This window comes from Curtobacterium caseinilyticum, assembly GCF_030363035.1.
Classification (GTDB): Bacteria; Actinomycetota; Actinomycetes; order Actinomycetales; family Microbacteriaceae; genus Curtobacterium; species Curtobacterium caseinilyticum.
In genome coordinates this window covers 1-22,603 of record NZ_JAUCMN010000015.1, presented here as the reverse complement: position 1 = coordinate 22,603, position 22,603 = coordinate 1, and the positions used below count along the sequence as shown (strand labels likewise).

General features: G+C 73.1%; 22 protein-coding genes. 10 read left to right on the top strand and 12 right to left on the bottom strand.

The features are described 5' to 3' along the window. Window positions 1-114: 114 nt before the first annotated feature. On the top strand, window positions 115-879 hold the full coding sequence (locus tag QUG93_RS15645; protein ID WP_289475500.1) for a glycosyltransferase family 2 protein: 765 nt from the start codon (window positions 115-117) through the stop codon (window positions 877-879). 10 nt (window positions 880-889) lie between these two features. Here the strand turns inward: QUG93_RS15645 and QUG93_RS15640 are convergent, their stop codons facing one another. Then, window positions 890-1,513, bottom strand: coding sequence for a helix-turn-helix domain-containing protein (locus QUG93_RS15640; protein WP_289475497.1), 624 nt, complete (start codon window positions 1,511-1,513; stop codon window positions 890-892). Window positions 1,514-1,571: 58 nt separating this feature from the next. Here QUG93_RS15640 and QUG93_RS15635 point away from each other — a divergent pair, with 58 nt between their 5' ends. Then, window positions 1,572-2,570: an NAD(P)/FAD-dependent oxidoreductase gene (locus QUG93_RS15635; protein ID WP_289475495.1), complete on the top strand. Its 999-nt coding sequence runs from the start codon at window positions 1,572-1,574 to the stop codon at window positions 2,568-2,570. An 8-nt stretch (window positions 2,571-2,578) separates the two neighbouring features. Here QUG93_RS15635 and QUG93_RS15630 read toward each other — a convergent pair whose 3' ends face one another. The 5 genes from QUG93_RS15630 to QUG93_RS15610 form a co-directional block, all read right to left on the bottom strand. Next, window positions 2,579-3,244, bottom strand: coding sequence for a pentapeptide repeat-containing protein (locus QUG93_RS15630; RefSeq protein ID WP_289475493.1), 666 nt, complete (start codon window positions 3,242-3,244; stop codon window positions 2,579-2,581). Window positions 3,245-3,248: 4 nt separating this feature from the next. Continuing rightward, entirely contained in the window at window positions 3,249-3,725 is a 477-nt protein-coding gene (locus QUG93_RS15625; RefSeq protein ID WP_289475488.1) for a DUF6314 family protein, read from the bottom strand. A 9-nt stretch (window positions 3,726-3,734) separates the two neighbouring features. Further along, window positions 3,735-4,073, bottom strand: a complete 339-nt coding sequence (locus QUG93_RS15620; protein ID WP_289475487.1) for an SHOCT domain-containing protein — start codon at window positions 4,071-4,073, stop codon at window positions 3,735-3,737. A gap of 195 nt (window positions 4,074-4,268) precedes the next feature. Next, window positions 4,269-5,327, bottom strand: a complete 1,059-nt coding sequence (locus QUG93_RS15615) for an NAD-dependent epimerase/dehydratase family protein (RefSeq protein ID WP_289475484.1) — start codon at window positions 5,325-5,327, stop codon at window positions 4,269-4,271. Then, the gene (locus tag QUG93_RS15610; RefSeq protein WP_289475482.1) at window positions 5,327-6,517 is read right to left on the bottom strand and encodes a zinc-dependent alcohol dehydrogenase; all 1,191 of its coding nucleotides are present in this window, start codon (window positions 6,515-6,517) and stop codon (window positions 5,327-5,329) included. Before QUG93_RS15610 ends, QUG93_RS15615 begins: the two co-directional genes overlap by 1 nt. A gap of 246 nt (window positions 6,518-6,763) precedes the next feature. On the opposite strand from QUG93_RS15610, the gene QUG93_RS15605 reads away from it, so the two are divergent. Next, window positions 6,764-7,588 (top strand): polysaccharide deacetylase family protein, encoded by an 825-nt coding sequence (locus tag QUG93_RS15605; protein WP_289475480.1) that lies wholly within the window; start codon window positions 6,764-6,766, stop codon window positions 7,586-7,588. Window positions 7,589-7,689: 101 nt separating this feature from the next. On the opposite strand, the gene QUG93_RS15600 is transcribed toward QUG93_RS15605, so the two are convergent. The 4 genes from QUG93_RS15600 to QUG93_RS15585 all read right to left on the bottom strand — a co-directional run bounded on the left by QUG93_RS15600 (window position 7,690) and on the right by QUG93_RS15585 (window position 11,904). After that, the gene (locus QUG93_RS15600) at window positions 7,690-8,247 is read right to left on the bottom strand and encodes a TetR/AcrR family transcriptional regulator (RefSeq protein ID WP_289475478.1); all 558 of its coding nucleotides are present in this window, start codon (window positions 8,245-8,247) and stop codon (window positions 7,690-7,692) included. Beyond that, window positions 8,237-9,736: an MFS transporter gene (locus QUG93_RS15595; protein WP_289475476.1), complete on the bottom strand. Its 1,500-nt coding sequence runs from the start codon at window positions 9,734-9,736 to the stop codon at window positions 8,237-8,239. The genes QUG93_RS15600 and QUG93_RS15595 overlap by 11 nt, the downstream gene beginning before the upstream one ends. 237 nt (window positions 9,737-9,973) lie before the next feature. Next, window positions 9,974-10,609 carry a DNA alkylation repair protein gene (locus QUG93_RS15590; protein ID WP_289475474.1) on the bottom strand — a complete coding sequence of 212 codons (636 nt, stop codon included), beginning with the start codon at window positions 10,607-10,609 and terminating at the stop codon, window positions 9,974-9,976. Window positions 10,610-10,713: 104 nt separating this feature from the next. Beyond that, a complete protein-coding gene (locus tag QUG93_RS15585; RefSeq protein ID WP_289475472.1) occupies window positions 10,714-11,904 on the bottom strand; it encodes a peptidoglycan DD-metalloendopeptidase family protein in 1,191 nt (396 codons plus the stop codon). A 315-nt stretch (window positions 11,905-12,219) separates the two neighbouring features. On the opposite strand from QUG93_RS15585, the gene QUG93_RS15580 reads away from it, so the two are divergent. From QUG93_RS15580 to QUG93_RS15555, 6 genes are read left to right on the top strand one after another with little or no spacing between them, the layout of a single operon-like run. Beyond that, window positions 12,220-13,878, top strand: coding sequence for an ABC transporter substrate-binding protein (locus tag QUG93_RS15580; protein ID WP_289475470.1), 1,659 nt, complete (start codon window positions 12,220-12,222; stop codon window positions 13,876-13,878). Beyond that, window positions 13,875-14,828 (top strand): ABC transporter permease, encoded by a 954-nt coding sequence (locus tag QUG93_RS15575; protein WP_289475469.1) that lies wholly within the window; start codon window positions 13,875-13,877, stop codon window positions 14,826-14,828. Before QUG93_RS15580 ends, QUG93_RS15575 begins: the two co-directional genes overlap by 4 nt. After that, window positions 14,825-15,697, top strand: a complete 873-nt coding sequence (locus QUG93_RS15570) for an ABC transporter permease (RefSeq protein WP_289475467.1) — start codon at window positions 14,825-14,827, stop codon at window positions 15,695-15,697. The genes QUG93_RS15575 and QUG93_RS15570 overlap by 4 nt, the downstream gene beginning before the upstream one ends. Before the next feature lie 14 nt (window positions 15,698-15,711). Further along, window positions 15,712-17,640 carry a gamma-glutamyltransferase family protein gene (locus QUG93_RS15565; protein ID WP_289475465.1) on the top strand — a complete coding sequence of 643 codons (1,929 nt, stop codon included), beginning with the start codon at window positions 15,712-15,714 and terminating at the stop codon, window positions 17,638-17,640. Further along, entirely contained in the window at window positions 17,624-19,318 is a 1,695-nt protein-coding gene (locus QUG93_RS15560) for a dipeptide ABC transporter ATP-binding protein (protein WP_289475463.1), read from the top strand. The genes QUG93_RS15565 and QUG93_RS15560 overlap by 17 nt, the downstream gene beginning before the upstream one ends. 46 nt (window positions 19,319-19,364) lie before the next feature. Further along, a complete protein-coding gene (locus QUG93_RS15555) occupies window positions 19,365-20,066 on the top strand; it encodes a GntR family transcriptional regulator (protein ID WP_289475461.1) in 702 nt (233 codons plus the stop codon). 129 nt (window positions 20,067-20,195) lie between these two features. Here the strand turns inward: QUG93_RS15555 and QUG93_RS15550 are convergent, their stop codons facing one another. Together QUG93_RS15550 and QUG93_RS15545 are read right to left on the bottom strand one after the other, a co-directional pair. Then, on the bottom strand, window positions 20,196-21,239 hold the full coding sequence (locus QUG93_RS15550; protein WP_289475460.1) for an NAD(P)-dependent alcohol dehydrogenase: 1,044 nt from the start codon (window positions 21,237-21,239) through the stop codon (window positions 20,196-20,198). Window positions 21,240-21,279: 40 nt separating this feature from the next. Further along, window positions 21,280-21,900 (bottom strand): DUF805 domain-containing protein, encoded by a 621-nt coding sequence (locus QUG93_RS15545; protein WP_289475458.1) that lies wholly within the window; start codon window positions 21,898-21,900, stop codon window positions 21,280-21,282. A gap of 120 nt (window positions 21,901-22,020) precedes the next feature. Here QUG93_RS15545 and QUG93_RS15540 point away from each other — a divergent pair, with 120 nt between their 5' ends. After that, window positions 22,021-22,461: an OsmC family peroxiredoxin gene (locus QUG93_RS15540; protein ID WP_289475456.1), complete on the top strand. Its 441-nt coding sequence runs from the start codon at window positions 22,021-22,023 to the stop codon at window positions 22,459-22,461. Window positions 22,462-22,603: the final 142 nt, after the last annotated feature.

Here is a 22,603-nt window from a genome sequence, read left to right as displayed (position 1 = left end):
ACCGTGCGCGGCGGTGGCTGCGACGCGGCACAGGAACGCCGTTGAGCGCAGCCGCCCCGTCCGTCGGGCGCGGATCGATCGTCCGTCCAGCGCGGCTCCGGCAGGATCGGCAGGGTGCCCTCGGTCTCCGTCGTCGTCCCGGTGCTCGACGACGCCGACCACCTGGCCCGGTGCCTCGCCGCCCTGGCGGTGCAGACGACGCCGGCGGACGAGGTCCTCGTCGTCGACAACGGGAGCACGGACGACAGCGCCGCGGTCGCGCGCGCGGCCGGAGCGACCGTCCTGCACGAACCTGTGCGCGGCATCGCCCGGGCCTCGGCACGCGGTTACGACCACGCCTCCGGCGACGTCATCGTGCGGTTGGATGCCGACTCGGTGCCCCCGTCCGGCTGGATCGCCGACGCGGTCCGGCTGCTCGACGGCCCCGGTGTGGTGGCGGTCACGGGTCCCGGGCGGCCGCGGGACGGCGGCGCCGTCGTCCGTCGGGTCTGGAGCCTGCTCTACATGGGGCCGTACTTCGTGCTGATGTGGTCGGCACTCGGACGCCCGCCGTTGTTCGGCTCGGCGACGGCGATGCGGCGGGACACGTGGACCGCGATCCGCGGACGTGCGCACCGCGACGACCCCGAGGTCCACGACGACGTCGACCTGTCGATGCAGCTCGACCCGGCGTGGCGGGTCGTGGCCGATGTGGCACTGACCGTCGAGGTGTCGGCACGGCCACTGTCCGGCGTCGCGTCGGTGGTGCGACGGACCCGGCGGGCGTTCCACACCTTCCGCGTCAACGGGCGGCGGGCGAACCCGGTACGGCGGTGGGCCCGGCGGTTCCGCGTCGCACTCCGCGCCCGCACCGGAGCGCACTGGTCACACCGCTCCTGACCGCGGTCGATCAGTCACCCCGCGCCGGCCGTGTCCGCACGTGCGCTCGCTCCCCCTGCGGACCGTACAGGCACAGCACCTCGGTCACCTCGTCCGTCGTGTTGCCGACCCAGTGCGGCGTGTGGGTGTCGAACTCGACGACCTCGCCCGGGCCGAGGTCGAAGTCCCGGTCGCCGAGCAGCAGCCGCAACCGACCGGACAGCACGTAGAGCCACTCGTAGCCCTCGTGTGTCCGGAGCGTCCGGTCGCTGTTCGCCGGCTCCGGCGGGATGAGCTGCTTGAACGACCGCACACCCCCGGTTCGCTTCGTCAGCGGGATCACGACGCGCCCGCCGTGCCGCTCGGGCTTCAGGTGCACGCGTGGGTCGCCCGTCTGCGGCGCCCCGACCAGGTCGTCGAGGGGCACCTGGTAGGCGCGAGCGAGCGGCAGCAGCAGCTCGAGGGTCGGACGCCGCTGCCCCGACTCGAGCCGCGAGAGCGTCGAGACCGAGATGCCGGTCTCCGCGGCGAGCGCCGCCAGCGTGACGTCACGCCGCTCCCGCAGCGACCGCAGACGCGGGCCGACCGCATCGACGACCTGCGCCGTCGTCGGCGGGGTGATCCGTTCCTCCCGGCTGTGCACCATGGCTGCCATGTTGCCATACTGGCAATACATGTTGCTGTCGGCCTCACCCACCGCAGAGGATGCCGACATGCGTGATCACTACGACGTCATCGTCATCGGCGGCTCGGCCGCTGGCCTGTCCGCCGCCCTCGTCCTCGGGCGGTCGCGACGCTCCGTGCTGGTCGTCGACTCCGGTGAGCCCCGGAACGCCCCCGCCGCGGGCGCCCACAACTACCTCGGCCGCGAGGGCACCGCTCCCGCCGAACTGGCGCGGATCGGCCGCGACGAGGTCGCCGCGTACGGCGTCGAGGTGGAAGCCGGGAGGGTCGTGGCCGCGTCCGCCACGAGCGGCACCGGCGTCGACCCGGTCGGCTTCTCGGTCACCACCGACTCCGGCGCCGTGGTCACCTGCCGGCGGCTCGTCGTCGCCTCCGGCGCCGTCGACGTGCTGCCCGACGTCCCGGGGCTCGCCGAGCAGTGGGGGCGTGGCGTCGTGCACTGCCCGTTCTGCCACGGGTGGGAGGTCCGCGACCAGCGCATCGGCGTGCTCGTGACGACACCGAACGGCGCGCACCACGCGCAGATGTTCCGCGCCCTGAGCGACCGGGTGACGGTGTTCGCGAGCGATCCGGCGCTCCTCGACGACATCGCTCTCGCCGGTTTCAGTGCGCGCGGGATCGGGCTGGTCGAGGGTCGGGTGGTCCGGGTGCTGTCCACCGGCGGCACGCTGAGCGGTGTCCAGCTCGGCTCGGGGGAGGTCGTGCCGCTCGACGCGCTGGCAGCGTCGAGCACGGCAGAGCCACGGGTCGGGTTCCTCGAGGGGCTCGGGCTCCGGGCCGAGGACTTCGTGGTGGACGGCTTCCGCTTCGGCGGCGCGCTGACCGTCGACGCCGTGGGGCAGACGGAGGTGCGCGGGGTGTACGCGGCGGGGAACGTGACGTCACCGATGGCCACGGTGATCGCATCGGCCGCAGCGGGGACGCAGGCGGGAGCCGCGGTGCACGGCGACCTCGTGCAGGCCGACATCGCGGCGGCGGTGGACGTCGTGGCCACCGCGGCCGAGCCCGCCGGTCGACCCACGCGGTAGCCCGCCGGTCAGTCCACGCGGTAGCCGGCCTGGGCTGCCAGGAGCGGCGCGAGGGCGAAGAGCTGGTCGGCGCCGATGGTCGCTCCTCGGAAGCCCTCGAGCCGCTCCACCCGGTCCAGGTCGGCCTCGCGCAGGTCCACGTGGTCGACGCGGGTGTTCGTCCCCTCGGCGGACCGGATCCGCGTGCCGGGGAAGGCCACGCGGAGCAGCCGGGCGTCGGCGACGTCGATCTCGTCCACGACACAGTCCCGGAACACCACGTCGGTGAGCGTCGAGCCGCGCAGGTTGACGAAGCCGAGCTTCATGCCGACGAACTCGACGCCGTTCAGCGTCGCGTCGTACAACTCGGCCGAGCCCACGCGGCCGCCTGCGACCCGGACCTCGCGCCAGGCGCTGCTGGAGGCCCGGAACACCGGGGCGTCGAGCGTCTCGACCACCGAGTCCCGGACGCGGAGGCCGCGCAGGTCCGTCCCGTCCGCCCGGAGCGTCCCGACGACGCACTCCTCGAGCTCGAGGTCGGGCAGGCGCTCCCCCGACAGGTCGAGCACGTCGACGCGCTTGCCCTCGATGCGGTCCCCGGTCAGGACGTCACCCGGTGCGGGCACCCAGTCCTCGAGGTCGCGAGGGGCGACGGTGGGGATCCGCGGGCTGTCGGTACCGGTTGCTCGTGCCATGCGCTCAGTCTGCCGCGGTGCCCCGACGTCCGAGGACGCTGACGGGCCGGTGGCGCTCGAGGACGCTGTCGAGCCGGTAGTCCTTCGCGGGGCCCCTGGCCTCCCACCGCACCGTCCAGCGCTCGACGTCGCCGGCGAGCACGCCCGTGTAGTCGTCCGGCGCGCACGCGTGCTCGACGGGGGTGCCCCAGACCCAGTCGTGGAACACCCGGCCGTCCGCGAAGTGCACGGTCCAGCGGCCGTCGGGTCCGCGACGCACGGACAGCCGCCGGGACACGGGTGTCTCGCGGTCGCCGAGCCGCATCGTGCCGATCTCGTCCCACCGGACCTCGTCCGGAGCGACCAGCGTCAGCGTGGTCGTGCCCGTGACGTCGCCCGTGACACCGGCGAGCCGATCGACGACGGAGCGGCGGAGGAGCCACTCCCCGAGCAGGTCGGTCGGCAGCACGGCCGTGGGTGACAGCGGGTCCGGCGGCAGCACCGACCCAGGCTACGCGCGCAGTGCCTCGGCCCGTGCGGTCCGGTGCTCGTCGTCACTGATCACGCCGCGGCGGTGCAGGTCGTCGAGTTCCGCGAGCCGCTGCTCGAGCGTCTTCGTCGGCGCGAGCGTCTGGCTCTGCATCGCCTGGTACGCGATGTCCTCCTGCATCGTCAGGGGGTTCTGGCCGCGGTCGCTCATGCGCTTCGCCCGGTAGACCGCGACGATGATCATCGTCGCGACGCCGATCACCATCAGGAACACGACGATCCCGAACAGGACGCCGAAGACGTCCGCGCCCGGGATCTCCGGGTTGTTCATCTCGTCGAAGCCGAAGCCGTCGATCGCCATGGTGCCCCTCCCCCGCCGGGCACCGGACGCGCCCTGGGGTGGATCGTAGCGCGCCCGCTCCTTCCCAGAACAGCTGCGATGGCAGGCGCTTCCGGGCGTACCTGGTCGGACCGATCCACCAGGTACGCCCGGAACCACCGGGTACGCCCGGAACCACCAGGTACGCCCGGACCCGCTCGGCTCCGCGAGCGCGCGTCAGCCGCGCAGCGGCCCCGATGCCTCGACGTTCGCGCCGTCGGCGAACCCGCCCACGAGCTCCCGCAGGGCCTCGTCCGCGGTGTGCTGCGGCACCCACCCGAGCTCGCTCCGCGCCCGGTCGGTCCGCATGATCGGCACGCCCGCGGCGATGTCGACCCACCCGGCGTCGGTCGGCTGGAGCCGGAGCCGCCAGGTGAGCGTGACGATCCCGCGCAGGACCCGGAACGGCACCCGCACCGCCCCGAGCATCCCGAACGCCCGCGCCATCCGCGGCGGCGTGAGCACCGGGGCCGCGGCGATGTTGAACGCGCCAGCCGCACGTCGGTCGACGGCCCGCCAGAACGCGTCCGCCAGGTCGTCGGCGTGCACGGCCTGGAACACGAACGGCAACGGCAGCGGCAGGACCGCCCAACGGACCCACCGCACGATCGACATCGGCACGAGGTGCCCGAGGAAGAGCCCACGGAGTTCGGCGGCCACCCCGCGCTGGAACACCAGCCCGGGCCGGAGCCGCGTGACGACGACGTCGGGGTGGTCCCGCTCGAACCGGTCCATCGCGGCCTCGTTCTCGGCCTTGTGGATCGAGTAGGTCGCCGTCTGGATCCCCGTCGCCGGGAACGACTCGTCCACCGGGGTCCGCTTCCCGTCGACGTCGACACCGCGGTAGGCGCCGACGGACGACGAGACCACGACCTGCCCGACACCGGCGCGGGCGACGGCCGCGAGGACGTTCGCCGTGCCGGTGACGTTCGTCCGGTGCTGCGCGGGGATGTCGTGCGTGGGTTGGAGCGCCCACGCCAGGTGCACCACCGCGTCCGCGCCGGTGAACACAGCGGTCAGTTCGTCGACGGACCGTGGACCGCCGACGTCGACCGTGTGCCACACGGCCACGTCGTACGGCGCGACGCGTGCGTCGGGCAGGCGCCGGGCGACGCCGACGACCTGCAGGCCGCCCTCGTCACCGGCCCGGCCGTCACCGGTCAGTCGCGCCGCGGCGAGCCGCCGCAGCACGGCGGTCCCGACGTTGCCGGTGGCGCCCACCACGACGACGCGCATCAGGCGGCGGCCATGGCGGGGTCGAGCACGACCTTGATGCAGCCGTCCTCCTTCTTCTGGAAGACCGAGTACATGTGCGGGGCGTCCTCGAGCGACACCCGGTGCGTGGTCAGGTCGAGCGTGCCGAGCGGGTCCGAGGGGTCCGACACCAGCGGCATCAGGTCGTCGACCCAACGGCGGACGTTGCACTGTCCCTCGCGGATCGTGATCTGCTTGTCGAACAGGGTCATCATCGGCATCGGGTCGGCCATGCCGCCGTAGACACCGGACAGCGAGACCGTGCCGCCGCGGCGGACGAGGTCGATCGCCGCGTGGACGGCCGCGAGCCGGTCGACACCGGCGGTCTCGATCGCCTTCTGCGCGAGCTTGTCGGGCAGCAGGCCGGCGGCGCGCTGGGCGAACCCGGCGACGGGGTTGCCGTGCGCCTCCATGCCGACCGCGTCGACGACGCCGTCCGGGCCGCGCCCGTCGGTCAGGTCGACCAGCTTCGCCACCATGTCGTCGTCGAGGTCGAACACCTCGATGCCGTGCTTCGCACCGAGGTCGCGGCGGACCTGCTCCGGGTCGACGGCGAGCACCCGGTAGCCGAGGTGCTTGCCGATGCGGGCGGCGAACTGCCCGACCGGGCCGAGGCCGAACACCGCGAGCGTGCCACCCTCGGGGACCTCGGCGTACTGCACGGCCTGCCAGGCGGTCGGGATGATGTCGCTCATGAACAGCCACTGGTCGTCCGCGCCCGTGTCCGGCACCTTGATGGGCCCGTAGTCGGCGTGCGGCACACGGAGGTACTCAGCCTGGCCGCCGGGGACCTGGCCGTACATCTTCGTGTACCCGAACAAGCTCGCGCCGGTGCCGTACTCCTTGACCTGCGTGGTCTCGCACTGCGACTGGAAGCCGTGCTGGCACATCCAGCAGTGTCCGCACGAGATGTTGAACGGGACGACGACGCGGTCGCCGACCTTGAGGTCGGTGACGGCGGAGCCGACCTCCTCGACGATGCCCATCGGCTCGTGCCCGAGGACGTCGCCCTTGTCGATGTACGGGCCGAGGACCCGGTACAGGTGCAGGTCGGAGCCGCAGATCGCCGTGGAGGTGATCCGCACGATCGCGTCGGTCGGCTCCTGGATGGTCGGGTCGGGGACGGTCTCGACGGACACCTTCTCGGTGCCCTGCCAGGTCAGTGCGCGCACGTCGCGTTCCTCTCGTGGTCGCTTCGGGCCGGCCGGGAGGCACGGCTCACGTCCACCCCTCGCTACGCGCCCGCCCCGTGGTGCGTTCCCAGCCCCGTCCCCCGCGCGCACCGGTGGCGCACGCGGTCGCGCGCGCCGGTGGCGCGCGTCGGCCGCGCTCGTCGGGCGGGACCTGGCCGATCGGCCACCCGGGGTCCGTCCGGCCGCCGATGCGCTGGCCACCCCGTTCCCGCCAGCCTGGGAGCGATGGACCACAGCACCACCCGTCGGACACTCCTCGCCGGCGCCACCGGCACCCTGGCCGCCGGGCTCCTCGCGGCGTGCACGCCTGGTGCCGGCGCACCGCACGACTCCGCCACACCGGTGCCCTCGCGCTCCGTCACCCCCTCACCGAGTCCGACGCGGACGCTCACACCGACGCCGACGCCGTCGCGGCCTGCGCTCACCCGGTCGCCGCTGCCGCTCGGGACCGTGACCGGGCTGCCCGAGGGGACGCCGGGCATCGCGTGGACGGTCGACGACGGTGCCTCGTCCGACGTCGTCGCCGCCTACGCGCGGTTCGCCGCCGGGGCCGGCACGCGGCTGACGTTCTTCGTCAACGGTGCGCGTCCCTCGTGGACCGAGCACGCCGAGCTCCTGGGGCCGCTGGTCGCGTCCGGGCAGGTGCAGCTCGGGAACCACACGTGGGACCACCCCGCCCTGACGAAGCTCGGCGACCAGGCGATCCAGGACGAGCTGATGCGGAACCACGAGTTCATCGAGCGGACGTTCGGCGTCGATGCACGCCCGTACTTCCGGCCGCCGTTCGGCTACCACGACGCCCGGGTCGACCGTGCGGCGGCGGCCGTCGGCTACACGACGCCGCTGCTCTGGTACGGCACCCTGGCCGACTCCGGGGACATCACCGCGGACCAGGTCGTCGGGTTCGCCGAGCAGTGGTTCCAGCCCGCGCACATCGTGATCGGTCACGCGAACTTCCCGGGCACGATCGGTGCGCTCCCCCGGCTGCACGCCCTGCTCGAGCAGCGCCACCTGACGACGTACACCCTCGACGACGTCTTCTCGCGCTGACCCGCCCCGTCCCCGTCCCCGTGCCGCAAAACGCAACCGAGGCGACACCTCGCAGCGCAGTACCGCTGCGAGTAGTCGCTCCCGTTGCGTCTCGCGGGGGGTCAGGAGGGCTCGGCCAGGGCGAGGAGCGCGTCGCGTGCGACCGCCAGCTCGCGCGCGTCGAGGTAGGGCGGGAGCGCCGAGGCGGCGGCGAGCCCCTCGGCGGCGTGCCGCACCACGAGCGAGCGGTCCTCGGGCAGCCCGTCGCGGGCGAACAGCGCGCGCCAGTGCTCGGCGTCCGCGGCGACGATCGGCTCGATCCCCGGCACCGACATGAGCCCCGACCAGAGTGCGTTCGGTGAGAAGACCGCCATCGCGCGCTCGCTGCCGCCGCAGAGCGTCCGGACGTAGGCACGGAGCACCTTGCCCGGACGGTTCTCGGCGAGGTCGACGTGGCCCATCACCTCGTCGACGAACGCCTGCAGACCGTGCTCGGCGACCGCCACCAGCAGGGCGTCCTTCGACGGGAAGTGGTGCAGCAGCCCGCTCTTCGAGACGCCGGCGGCCTCGGCCACCTCGGCGACGCTGACCCGCGTGCCGCGCTCGCCGAGGAGTCGTTCCGCCGCCTCGAGCACGGCCGAGCGGGTGCGTTCGCGGTCACGGGTGCCGTCAGTGCTCACGCGGTCCATCCTGCCGGTTCGGGATCACCCGGAGGGCCACCACGGACGCGACGGCGAGCAGGACCGCGGCGCAGACCGAGGCGAGCTGCATCCCGCCGGTGAAGGCCTCGCGCGCCTGGGCGAGCACCGGTGACGACGGGTCGAGGACCTGCGCGGCGCTCGCGAGCGACTCCCGCACGCGGTCCGGTGCGCCGTCGTCGAGGGCGTTCCGGTAGAACGCGGTCTGCAGCGACCCGAGCACCGCGATGCCCATCGCGACGCCGAGCTCGTACCCGGTCTCCGAGATCGCACTCGCAGCACCGGCGCGTTCCCGGGGCGCCGCGGCGACCACCGCGTCCGTGGCGAGCGTCATCGACACGCCGACCCCGAGTCCGACCACGGCGAGGGCGATCGCGACCCCGACGTAGGTCGGCAGCCCCTCGGTCGATGCCAGCCCGGCCATGCCCACCGCCGCGACGGCGAGCCCGAGGCCGATCGACCGCCCGGGTCCGACGTGCCGGGTGAGCAGTCCGATCACGGCGATCACCGCGATCGACGCGACCGTGGCCGGGAGCTCCGCGGCGCCGGCCAACAGCGGTGTGAAACCGCGCACGAGCTGCAGGTACTGCGAGAAGAAGAACAGCAGCCCGGTCAGCGCGAACACCGACAGGGAGTTCGCGACCACGGCCCCCGCGAAGGCCGGGATGCGGAACAGCTGCAGGTCGATGAGCGGCGTCGCCAGGTGCCGCTGCCGCTGCACGAACCACCACCCGGCGCCGATGCCGAGCAGCGCGGCGACCGGCACCGTCCAGTCCGCGCCGTGCCCGACGAGGTGCTTCACGGCGTAGACCACGGGGACGATCGTCAGGACCGAGAGCACCGCGGACAGCAGGTCGATCGGCGTTCGCGCGCCGCCCTTCGACTCGGGCAGCAGGACCGCACCGGCGACGACGATGACGGCGATCACGGGGATGTTGATGAGGAAGACCGAACCCCACCAGAAGTGCTCGAGCAACGCACCGCCGACGAGCGGTCCGGCAGCGGCACCACCGGTCGCACCCGCCGACCAGATCGCGATGGCCCGGGTGCGCTGCCGGGGGTCGCGGAAGACCGCGCGGACGAGCGACAGCGTCGACGGCATCAGGGTGGCGCCCGCGATGCCGAGCAGGGCCCGAGCGGCGATGAGCACCTCGGGACTCGGGGCGAACGCGGCTCCGGCGGAGGCGAGCCCGAACGCCACGGAGCCGATGAGCAGCAGGCGCTTCCGGCCGATGCGGTCGGCGACGTTGCCCATCGTGACGAGCAGGCCCGCGAGCGCGAACGAGTAGACGTCGCCGATCCAGAGCACCTGCGTGGCGGTCGGCGCGAGGTCGGCGGTGAGGGCCGGGACGGCGAGGGCGAGGACCGTGCCGTCGATGGCGAGGAGCACGACGGCGAGGGTGAGGACGCCGAGGGAGGCCCACTCGCGGGTGGTCGCGCGGTGGGTCGGCACGGTGGTGGTCTGGTGCATGCCGCTCAACCTAACCGACCATGCGGTCGGCAAGACGGACTGCACAGTCAGTCACCAGGGTCGGCTGCGGAGACGGCACCGTCGGGACCGGCGGGGCGGAGGCGGGGCGAGCCTCCAGGCCGTCGTCGGGGGGGGGGGGGGACGGGACCGGTGGGATGGAGGCGAGGCGTGCCTCCAGGCCGGCGTCAGGGGGACGGGACCGGTGGGATGGAGGCGAGGCGTGCCTCCAGGCCGGCGTCAGGCGCGGAGCCGGTCGCGCTCCGCCGGGGGCAGGTGCTCGGTGGCCGTGGCCCGAGCGGCTGCGGTCAGGAAGCGTCCGTTGCGCTCGAGGAACGCGACCAGCGCCGGCTCGGACGCCCGCTTCCCCGTCTCGCGCAGGACCCAGCCGAGGGCGGACTGCACGGTGTCGCTCCGCTCCCGCACGAGTCGGCCGGCGATGGCCAGCGGCACCTCGGCGTCGCCCTGCTTCGCGAACGCCAGGGTCGCGACGACCGCGATCCGTCGGACCACGGCGACGTCGGACTTCGCGAGCGCGAAGAGCGGACCGGTGGACCCGCCGACGAGCGGAGCGCCGACGAGCTCCTCGGCGGCCAGGTCGACGAGCACCGGGTCCTCGAACCGCTCGGCCTTCGCCGCGGCGAGGTACTCGTCGGTCAGCTCGGGGTCGGGATGCGCGCGCATCGCCTGCACGAGCAGCACGACCGCGACCAGCCGGGCGCCGGGGTCGTCGCTCCAGAGCAGTGCGGAGCGCTCGCCCTCGTCCAGGTCGACGAACTGCCGGGCCACGCGGCGTGCGCCGGCGACGTCCCCCGTGGTGCGGGCGAACGCGGCGAGCACCGTCTCGGCGTCCGCGTGCCCACGTCGATCGACCATCCCGACCAGGCTAGTCGCGCGAGGGTGCTCGAACGCGACAGTGCTCCGCCTGCAGGAGGCGGAGCACTGTCGGTACGGCAGAGGAGTCGGGGCTGCCGCTCAGCTCACCGGAACTTCAGCACCGTCATCGGGTCGACCAGCTTGCTGCCCTGCCGCACCTCGACGTGCACGTGCGGGCCGGTCGACTGCCCGGTGTTGCCCGACTTGCCGATGAGCGTGCGGACGTTGACGATCTGCCCCTTCTTCACGGAGATCGCGCTGAGGTGGGCGGTGAGCACCGAGGTCATGCCGTAGGTCACCACGACGTAGTTGCCGTACGAGGCGTTGTTCGGCGCGACGGTCGTGACCGTCCCGGTCCCCGAGCCGTAGACCGGCGTACCGATCGCCACGGGCGCGTCGGTGCCCTGGTGGTAGCGCGGGACGTGCCCGGCGCCGCGGTCGTCGCCGTACTTGCCGGAGATCCGCGTGCCGACGACGGGCCACGACAGCCCGGTCACCGGACGGCTCGACCACACGCGGGTGTCGCTCTTGCCGTAGAGCACGACGTTGCCGTCGACCTGCACGAGCAGCTGGCCCGGGCCGCCCTTGGTGGTGTGGCTCGCCCAGAGGGGCTTGTTCGCCTTCGTGTAGACGACGAAGTTGCCGTCGGTCTGCACGGCCGCGTAGGCGCCGGGGTTCCCGCCGGTCTTCGTCGCCCAGACCGTCTTGCCGTCGACGACCTGCGCGAGCACGCCGTCGGCCCGCATCGACAGGCTCTTCGTGCCGCTGGCGTCGGACTTCAGCAGCGTGCCGGGCAGCAGGACGGAGCCCGCCGGCACCCGGTCCTGGAAGTTCTTGAACTCGACCGAGTTGACGCCCTTGGTGGTGAGGAAGCGCATGCTGCCGTCGCCGCGGATGCCGAAGTTCTTGCCGACGTGCCCGGGGCCGCCCCAGAGCGCCGCGCGGCCGTTCGCCGCCCAGATCGCGAGGGTGCCGTTCGCACGGATCTGCGCCGAGGCGCCCGGCTTGCCGGAGGTGTTCGACGACCAGATGACCCGGCGGCCGATGCCGTACTCGACGAGGTTGCCGTCGCCCTGCATGACGAGCTGGAACTGCCCGTTGTCGGAGGTGATCGAGTCGCCCGGCCAGAGCGTCGTGCCGGCAGGCGCAGTGCCCTTCCAGACGACGGTCGCGGCGGACGCGGGGGCTGCGACGCCGACGAGACCGGCGGCGACGGTGACGAGTGCGACGGCTGCTGCTGCGAGCCGCGCGCGGACGGGGTGGCGGCGGGAGCGCGCCTGGGTGGTGGTGAGCATGGTTCCCCTGAGCGGGGACCGCGGGTGGAGCGGTCCGGACGGCGAGCCACGCACTGGCGGGCCCGTTCGTCGACGCGCCCTGTACACGCCGACGAACGATGGTCACCCGGCCGCGCGCCCTGGACAACCCCACAGCCCCGATCGGCTTCTCCCCAGTTCCGGGGGCACGCAGGGCGGGGCAGACGGTGCAGGTGTTACACGATGGAAACAGATCGTGTACAAAACCGACTCATCAAACGTGATTGTATGCAATCACCGCACTCCTGAGCGCGACTCCACAAGAGGCGCCACGCACACCGCAGCTCCAGGATCACGATGTCCCAGACCCCCGCTCGACGCCGCCGGACCCTCCTCGCCGTGCCCGCCGTCGCCCTGGCCGCCTCGCTCGCCCTCACCGCGTGCGTCCCCGTCCAACGCTCGAAGGCCGGCGGCGCGACCGCCGGCACCGTCACCACCGTCGCGATCGGCGACCAGCAGGTCCGCGAGGGCGGTGACCTCGTCATGGCGCTCTCCGCCGAACCGGACCGGCTCGACCCGACCACCTCGTCGTCGCTGTACACCCGGTACGTCATGGAGACGATGTGCCAGAAGCTGTACGACATCGACGCCGAGGGCACGGTCGTCCCGATGCTCGCGACCGAGCTCCCGACGGTGTCCGACGGCGGGAAGACCGTGACGTTCCCGGTCCACACCGGCTACCGGTTCGCCGACGGGACACCCCTCGACGCCGACGCCGTCGTGACGACCCTCGAACGGAACCTGACGAAGGACGACTCGAGCCGCAAGAGCGAGATGGGTCCGGTGTCGAGCATCGACGCCGTGGACGACCACACCGTGCGCATCCGCTACGCGACCCCGTTCGCGCCGATCACCGCGGCGCTCGCCGACCGCGCCGGGATGGTGATGTCGCCGACCGCGCTGGAGCAGGAGGGCGACGGGTTCGGCGACCACCCGGTCTGCATCGGCCCGTACAAGTTCGTCGAGCGCGTGCCGCAGACCTCGATCACGGTCGAGCGCGACCCGCAGTACCACGACCCGGCGAGCGCCCACTTCGACCGGATCACGTACCGGATCATCACGGACGCGAGCATCCGCGCGCAGAACCTGAAGTCCGGTGACGTCCAGGTCGCCGACACGATCTCCACGCAGGACGTCGACGAGCTCATGCGCCGGAAGGACCTGCACGTCCTGCGCACCGGCTCGCTCGGCTACCAGGGCATCACGATCAACCTGGCGAACCAGGACGGTGTCGGCACCGATCCGAAGCCGCTCGACACCCCGCTCGCGACCGAGCGGAAGGTCCGGCAGGCCCTGTCGATGTCGATCAACCGCGCCGAGCTCGTGCAGAGCGTGTTCCGCGGCTGGGCGGACGTCGCGTGCTCCCCGATCCCGGACACGAGCGCCTTCGCGACCGACGCGAGCAAGGCCTGCCCGTCGTACGACCCCGAGCGCGCGAAGGAGCTGCTCGAGGAGGCCGGCGTCGAGCAGCCGTTCCCGATCGAGATGGAGGTGACGAACACCCCCGACACCGTCCGGTTCGCCCAGGCACTGCAGGCGCAGGCCCGTGCCGGCGGCTTCGCGATCACGATCACCCCGGTCGAGTACACGACGCTGCTCGACGACCAGACCCGCGGCGACTTCCAGGCGCTGCAGCTCGGCTGGTCGGGCCGCGTCGACCCGCACGGCAACATCGGCTCGTTCCTCGGCACCGGCGGCGGCAACAACTACCCCGGGTACAGCGACCCCGAGGTCGACGACCTGATCGCCCGCGCGGCGCAGGCCACCGACCAGCAGGAGCGCGCCGACCTGTACGGCCAGCTGGTCACGAAGGTCCAGCAGGACGACCCGATCATCTACCTCTACCGGACCCGGAGCATCACCGGCGTCAGCACGGACGTCGCCGGGGTCTCCACCTACGCCGACGGTGTGGTCCGACTCAGCCAGGCGGCGTTCGTGGAAGGCGGCAGCAAGTGATCCGGTACGTCGTGACCCGACTCTGGCAGGCGGCGCTCACGCTCGTCCTCGCCTCGATCGTGGTGTTCTTCGGGGTCCGGCAGCTGCCGGGCGACCCGGCGCTGGCGCTGGCGGGCGAGGAGGCGAGCCCCGAACGCCTGGCGGCCGTCCGTGCCGACCTCGGGCTCGACGACTCGCTGCTCGTGCAGTACTGGCGCTTCGTGGCCAACGCACTGCAGGGCGACTTCGGCCAGTCCACCCGGACGGGCACGCCCGTCACCGAGCTGCTCGGCTCGACCCTGCCGGTCACGCTGTGGCTCGCGCTGTACGCGATCGTCGTCGCGGTCGTCGTGGGCGTCGCCCTCGGCACCCTCGCGGAGCGCTACCGCGGGCACTGGCCCGAGTGGATGGCGAACGCCGCGGCGCTCGTCGGCCTGAGCGTGCCGAACTTCTGGCTCGGCATCCTCGCGATCGTCTGGCTCGCGGCGGGCCTCGGCTGGTTCCCGGCCTCGGGCTACGTCCCGATGACCCGTGATCCGCTGAGTGCCCTGCACCACCTCACACTGCCCGCCCTCATCCTCGGCACCTCGCTCGCCGCCGTGATCATGCGGCAGACCCGGGCGTCGATGATCGAGACGATGAAGACCGACTTCGTCCGGACCGCCCGGGCGAAGGGCCTGAGCCGTCCGCGGGTGCTGTTCCGGTACGGCCTGCGGAACTCGATGATCGTCGTCGTGACGATCGTCGGCCTGCAGCTCGGCGGCCTCATCTCGGGTGCGGTCGTCACGGAGCGCATCTTCGCGCTGCCCGGCTTCGGCAAGCTCACGCTCGACGCCGTGTTCACCCGTGACTACCCGGTGATCCAGGCCGTCGTGCTCGTGATCACCCTCGGCTACGTCCTCATCAACTTCGCCGTGGACGTCCTGTACTCCGTCATCAACCCGAAGATCCGCGTCGGAGGAACCGCATGACCACCATCACCGCACCCTTCGACCTCGGCTCGAGCCGTGGCCGCGTCTGGAAGCAGGTCCGGACGAACCGGCTCGGCATGACCGGCGGCATCATGCTCGCGATCGTCGTGCTCGCCGGCGTCGCCGCACCGCTCGTCGCACCGCACGACCCCACCGCGACGCACTTCGACCTGCCGTTCCAGGTGCCGTTCACCGTGGGCTTCGGCTTCGGCACGGACGACCTCGGCCGCGACATCCTGTCCCGCACGCTGTACGGGATCCAGGTCTCGCTCGTCGTCGGCGTGCTGTCGGTGCTGCTCGCCGTCGTGGTCGGCACCCCGCTCGGTCTGCTCGCCGGGTACTGGCGCTGGCTCGACGCGATCATCTCCCGCCTGACCGACGTCGCCCTCGCGTTCCCGTTCCTCATCATCGCGGTCGGGCTCGCGGCGATCAGCGGGCCGAGCCTGTCGAACGCCGTGATCGCGATCGGCATCTCGCACGTGCCGGCGATGATCCGCATCGTCCGCGGTGAGACCCTGCGGATCACGAGCGCCGACTTCGTGACGAGCGCGAGGACGCTGGACGCCGGCGGCGCGCGCATCATCGCGCAGCACGTCCTGCCGAACTGCGTCTCGGCGATCATCGTGCAGGCCACCGTGATCATGCCGGTCGCGGTGATCGGCGAGGCACTGCTGTCCTTCCTCGGGCTCGGCATCCAGCCGCCCACGCCGAGCCTCGGCATCATGCTCTCGGACGCGCAGCAGTACCTCGGCCAGGCGCCGTGGGCCGCCGTCGTGCCGGGGGTCGCGATCGCCGTCATCTGCCTCGGCTTCAACCTGTTCGGGGACGCCCTGCGCGACGCCCTCGACCCCACCGCCTCGGACCGCTGAGGAGCACCAGCACCATGAGCACCACCACCAACCCCGCCTTCACCACGCCACCGGCCGAGACCACCCGGCCCGACCTGCAGGGCACCTTCGGCATGGTCGCGTCGACGCACTGGATCGCGACCGCGACGGCGCAGTCGGTCCTGGAGCGCGGCGGCAACGCCTTCGACGCCGCCGTCGCCGGCGCCTTCGTCCTGCACGTCGTCGAACCGCACCTCAACGGCCCGGGCGGCGACGTGACCGCCGTCTACGCCACCGCTGCGGACAAGGACCCGACCGTCCTGGTGGGCCAGGGGCCCGCCCCCGCGGGCGCGACGCCGGAACACTTCCGCGCCGAGGGCCTCGACCTGGTCCCGGGAGCGGGTGCACTGGCGGCCGCCGTCCCCGGCGCCGTGGACGCGTGGCTGCTGCTCCTGGCGGAGCACGGCACGTGGGAGCTCGCCGACGTGCTCGCCCCCGCCATCGGGTACGCCCGTGACGGCCACCCCGTCGCACCGCGGGTGGTCGCCACGATCGCGACGGTGCAGGACCTGTTCCGGGACCACTGGCCGTCCTCCGCCGACCGGTGGCTGCCGGGAGGCTCGGCGCCGGTCCCCGGGACGATGGTGCGCAACGAGCCCTACGCCTCGGTCCTGGAACGGCTCGTGCAGGCGGGTGCCGGTGTCGACGGGGCCCGTGACGCGGCGGCCGACGCGCGCGTCGCCCGCATCGAGGCCGCCCGGACCGAGTGGGCCGAGGGCTCCGTCGCGCAGGCGATCGACGCCTTCGTGCGCACCCCGCACCGGCACGCGTCGGGGACCGACCACGCCGGCGTGATCCGGGCGTCGGACATGGCGGCGTTCCGGGCGACGACCGAGCCGGCGACCACCGCCGAGTTCCGCGGGCACACGATCGCCAAGACGGGGCCGTGGGGCCAGGGTCCGGCGCTCCTGCAGACCCTCCGCCTGCTCGACCCGCTCGACGACGAGCGACTCGACCCGTCGACCGTGCTCGGTGCCCACACGATCGCCGAGGCGCAGAAGCTCGCGCTCGCCGATCGCGAGGCGTACTACGGCGACGGTGACGTCCCGATGGACGAACTGCTCTCGGACGCGTACTCCGACGAGCGGCGGGCGCTGATCGGCGACCGCGCCTCGCACGAACTGCGCCCGGGCACGGTCTCGGTGCCCGGCGGCGCGCTGCCCCCGCTCCGCGTGACCTACACGCCGGGCGGCGAGCCGATCGCGGGCGTCGGCGAGCCGACCGTACCGGGAGCCCGCGGGGACGCGCCCTCGCCCGACGCCGTGGCCGTCCCCGCCGAGGACGACACCGTGCACGAGGACCGCGGCGAACCGATCGTCATGGAGACGGGTGAGACCCGCGGCGACACGTGCCACATCGACGTCGTCGACCGCTGGGGCAACATCGTCAGTGCGACGCCCTCCGGTGGGTGGCTGCAGTCGTCCCCGACCATCCCCGAGCTCGGGTTCTGCCTCGGCACCCGCATGCAGATGACCTGGCTCGAGGAGGGCACCGCGTCGACGCTCACCCCGGGCGCACGGCCCCGGACGACGCTGACGCCGACCCTCGTGCTCAAGGACGGCGAACCGGTGGTGGCGATGGGCTCCCCCGGCGGCGACCAGCAGGACCAGTGGCAGCTGCTCTTCCTGCTCCGCACGATCGTCGGCGGGTGGTCGCCCCAGCAGGCCATCGACGCCCCCGCGCTGCACACGACGTCGTTCCCGGGGTCGTTCTGGCCCCGCACCTGGACCCCCGGCGGCCTGGTCGTCGAGGACCGTCTCGGTGACGACGTCATCGCCGGACTCGAGGAGCTCGGCCACGTCGTCACCCGCGCCGGCGACTGGTCGCTCGGCCGCCTGTCGTGCGTCACGCGCGACCCCGACACCGGCGTCCTGGGCGCCGCCGCCAACCCGCGAGGAGCACAGGGCTATGCCGCAGGACGCTGAGGACCGGACCATGCCGGACCGGGCCACCCACGACCGTGACACCACCACCGGACGCACCACGGGCCTCCCGGTCGACACCGGAGCCCACCCCCTGCTCTCCGTCCGTGACCTTCGGGTGGCGTTCGGCGAGCGCGAGGTCCTGCACGGCGTCGACCTCGACGTCCGCCGCGGCGAGCGCGTCGCGATCGTCGGGCAGTCGGGATCCGGCAAGTCGACGCTCATCGCCGCGCTGCTCCGGCTGCTGCCGGGGGCGGGGCGCATCACGGGCGGCGAGATCCGGCTCGGCGACGACGACCTCGCCCACGCCGACGAGGCACTGATGCGCCGGGTCCGGGGCGGACGCATCGGCCTGGTGCCGCAGGACCCGTCGACGAACCTCAACCCGTCGATGCGGGTCGGCGCGCAGATCGCGGACGCGCTGCGGGCGGGAGGACTCCGCGGGCGCTCGGCCGTCCGCCAGCGGGTCGTCGAGTTGATGACCGAGGCCGGCATCCCCGAGGCGGCGCGGCGGGCCGACCAGTACCCGCACGAGTTCTCCGGCGGCATGCGGCAGCGCATCCTCATCGCGGTGGCGTTGGCACGCCAGCCCGAGCTGCTCATCGCGGACGAGCCGACCAGCGCGCTCGACGTGACGGTGCAGCGGCAGATCCTCGACCACCTGCAGACCCTGGTCGACCAGCACGGCACGACGCTGCTGTTCGTGACGCACGACCTCGGGGTCGCGGCGGACCGGACCGACCGCGTGGTCGTGATGCTCGACGGCGAGATCGTCGAGCAGGGCGCGCCGGCGGCGATCCTCCGCGATCCGCAGCACGAGTACACGAAGCGGCTCATCGCGGCGGCGCCCGCGCTGTCCGGGGTCGCACCGGAGCCCGTCGCGGCCGGCGAGCCGATCCTCGTCGTGTCGGACCTGGTGAAGGAGTACCGGCTCCGTGGACGCGGTGCGGGGACGCTCCGCGCCGCGGACGGGGTGTCCTTCGCGGTCCGTCGGGGCACGACCACCGCGGTGGTCGGCGAGTCCGGCTCCGGCAAGACGACGGTCGCGCGGATCGTGCTCGGACTCGAGACGCCGACCTCGGGGACCGCCCTCGTGGACGGGAAGTCGATCGGGACCGCGCGCGGCGCCGAGCGGCGGGAGATCCGACGCCGGGTGCAGCCCGTGTTCCAGGACCCGTACGGCTCGCTCGACCCGACCTCCACGATCGAGCGGATCATCGACGAACCCCTGCGGGTCTTCGGCATCGGGGACCGGGCGTCACGGACGGAGCGGGTCTGCACGCTGCTCGAACAGGTCGCCCTGCCCCGTGAGGTCGCGCAGCTCCGGCCGAACGAGCTGTCCGGCGGGCAGCGGCAGCGCGTCGCGATCGCCCGCGCGTTGGCCCTCGAGCCGGAGCTGATCATCCTCGACGAGGCGGTCTCGGCGCTGGACGTCCTGGTGCAGGAGCAGATCCTCGCCCTGCTCGAGGAACTGCAGGACCGGCTCGGGCTGAGCTACCTGTTCATCACGCACGACCTCGGGGTGGTCCGCCGGATCGCCGACGACGTCGTGGTCATGCGACGCGGCGAGGTCGTCGAGCGGGGGACGGTCGCGGCGGTGTTCGACGCCCCGCAGCAGCAGTACACGCGGGACCTGCTCGACGCCATCCCGGGCCGGAGCCTGGCCGAGGCGGCGGTGTGACGGGTCGCCCGACGCCCGGCTCGCTCGGTGTGGCACGATCGGCACCGTGCTGAACGGGACGAGCGTCATCGACGCCATCCGCCACGACATCGTGACCGGCGAGCTGCAGCCCGGCACCCGGGTCACCGAGGTGTTCCTCGCGGAGCGCTACGGGGTGTCCCGGGTGCCGGTGCGTGAGGCGCTGCGCGGGCTGGAGGGCGAGGGCTTCGTGGTCTCGCGCCCGAACGTCGGCTCCCGCATCGCGGACATCCCCTTCGACGAGGCCGACGACCTGTTCGCCGTCCGGGAGGCGCTCGAGACCGCCACCGCCCGGCGCGCCGCCGCCCGAGCGCGGACGCTGTTCGACGCCGCTGCCCCGCCCGCGGACTGGTGGCGCGTCCGCCGGGAGCTCGGCGAGGTCCTCGACGCGGGCGACGCCGCCGTGGCACGCGACGAGCTCGACCAGCTCGTCGACCTCAACGAACGCTTCCACCTGCTCGTCGCCGAGCTCTCCGGCAGCACGACACTCGCGACCCTGCTCCGCCAGCTCTCGCGGAAGATCGAGTGGCTCTACGCGCTCGACACGTCCTCGCGCGGCAAGCGGCTGTGGCCCGACCACCGGCGCATCCTCGCCGCGATCGACGCGGGCGACGTCGACGAGGCCGCCGAGCGGATGGCGTGGCACGTGCGGGAGAGCCGCATCGGCTACGCCGCGCGCTCGTCCCCGGAGCAGGCCGACGCCCTGCGGTCGACCGGTCCCACCGTCTAACGTGCTGCCCGCCCCCACGCGTGCGCGGCCCGCCGGCGCGGCCGAGGCTCGCGCCCGCGGACAGTTTCGCGGCCCAGTAGCCGCGAAACTGTCCGCCCAGCCGAGCCTCGCGCCGTCGCGCCGTCGCCGCTACAGCGTCGGGACGACCACCGCGCGCCCCGACAACTCGCCGGCCTCGAGCTTCCGGTACGCCTCGAGCGCGTCACGCAGCGCGTACCGCTCGACGTCGGGCTCGATCTGCCCCGCGCGGTACATCGCGACGACCTCGTGCAGGTCCTCGATCGTGCCCCAGTAGGTGTTCGTGATCGTCGACTCGTACGGCGTCGAGAAGAAGTTCCACTCGACGGTCCCACCGGCGATCCCGACGACCGTCAGCCGACCGCCGATCGCCATCGAGGCCTTCGCCGTCGCGATCGTCGGGCCTGCGCCCACGAAGTCGAACGCGGCATCGACGCCCTTGCCGCCGGTCAGCTCGCGGATCGCCGCGGCCTGGTCCGGACCGGCGGGCACGGTGAGCGCGCCGCGCGCTGCGGCCCGGTCCATCGCGTCCTGCTTCGTGTCCGTCGCGATGACCGTGGCGCCGGTGAGCGCCGTCAGGATCTGCACGGCGATCTGCCCGAGGCCGCCGAGTCCGACGACGAGCGCGAACCTCCCGCCGCCCGCCAGGTTCGGCAGCGACGCCTTGATCGCGTGGTACGGCGTCAGGGCCGCGTCGCTGAGCGGTGCCGCGGCGATCGGGTCGGCGTCGCCGAGCGGTACGAGGTTGCGGGCCGGGACGGTGACGTACTCGGCCATGCCGCCGTCCCGCCCGAGGCCGATCGCCGCGTACGGGTTCGTCGCGGCGTTCTCGCAGTAGGTGTCCTGCCCCTTCGAGCAGTACGAGCAGTGCCCGCAGCCGACCGGCCCGTAGACGAGGTACGCGTCGCCCTCGGTGAAGCCGGTGACCCCGTCGCCGACGGCCTCGACCCAGCCGGAGTTCTCGTGTCCGAGGACGAAGCCCGGGGCCTGGGCGCCCGGCTGCCCTTCCTGGAACTCGCGGTAGACGGCGACGTCGGAGTGGCACGCCCCGGCACCGGCGACCTTGAGCAGCACCTCCCCCGGGCCCGGTACGGGCTTCTCGACCTCGGTCAGGACGGGGAACGTCTGGTACTGCTCGAACACGACGGCGTGCATGGGTGTCCTCCTTCGACGGTATCCACACTACGCCTGTCGCTCAGGACGACATCTGTTGCCGTCCAGAGTCGGAGCCGTCCCCGCGCCGCGGCCCAGGAGGCGCAACCGGCTCCCGTCGCCCGGCGAACAACCCCCGGTCGAACCGCGCACCCCGGGGTCGAGCGGACCGCAGCACCATCACCGCGACCACGATCGCGCCGAGCGGCCCGAACACCACCATGAAGAACACCCAGAGGCCGCTGTGGTCGCGGTCGTGCAGGCGCCGGACGAGCAGCGACCACCGCGGCACGAACGTCAGCGCGAGGCCGGCCAGCACCGCGAGGTCCCACCCCGTCGGCGTGACGTCGCGACCGGCACCGATCCCCCACCACGAGCCCCTCCCGGTGAACAGTCGGAAGGTGACCTGCGGCACGGGCACGATCCCGAACGGATCAGCCGACAGCGTCCAGTGCGACGCGAGGCCGGCGCGCTGCAGGAGCCACCACACGCCGAGCGCCACGGGGGCCTCGAGGGCCAGGACCCACCAGTACTCGGACCGGCTCGCCCGCCCGTGGAACCGCCATCCCTGCGTCCAGACGCGCGCCCAGGCGAGCTCCGGACGCAACGAGACGTCGACCGGCCCCTGGTCGAGCAGCACTCGTCGCAGCTCACTGTCCCCCATGCGCCCGATCGTAGGGCAGTCCTGGGTCTTCCCCGAGAGCCCGTTGCGAGAACGAGCGTTCTCCGATTGACTCTGAGTCGCGGCCCCGATCGGTGCCGCCCCCCAACGAAAGGAGCGGGTATGCCCACGCGCACCGCACGCACCGCCTGGCACGGCGGCCTCAACGACGGTTCCGGCCAGGTCGAGCTGTCGAGCTCGAAGGTCGGCACCTACGACGTCTCCTTCCCGAAGCGCGCCGCGGACGAGGCCGGTGGCACCACGAGCCCCGAGGAGCTCATCGCAGCGGCGCACTCCGCCTGCTACGCGATGCAGTTCTCGGCGATCCTGGGCGAGGCCGGCGGCACGGTCGAGGCCCTCGACGTCAAGGCGGACGTCTCGCTCGGCCCGGACAGCGCGGGCGGGTTCAAGCTCACCGGCATCGTCCTCACCGTGAACGGCGAGGTCTCCGGCATCGACGAGGCCGCCTTCCTCAAGGCCGCCGACGAGGCCAAGGCGACCTGCCCCGTCTCGAAGGCGCTCACCGGCGTCGACATCGAGCTCAAGGCGACCTTCGAGCAGTAGTCGTCACGTCCCGCGGGACGTCATCACCTGACGGACGGGAGGCGCGGGGGCCGCCGGGCCCCCCCCCCCCCGCCCCCCCGCACGGACGGTGGACCCCAGACCCCCCCAGTCCCCCCCCCCGCCCACCCCCGCACGTGGGGGG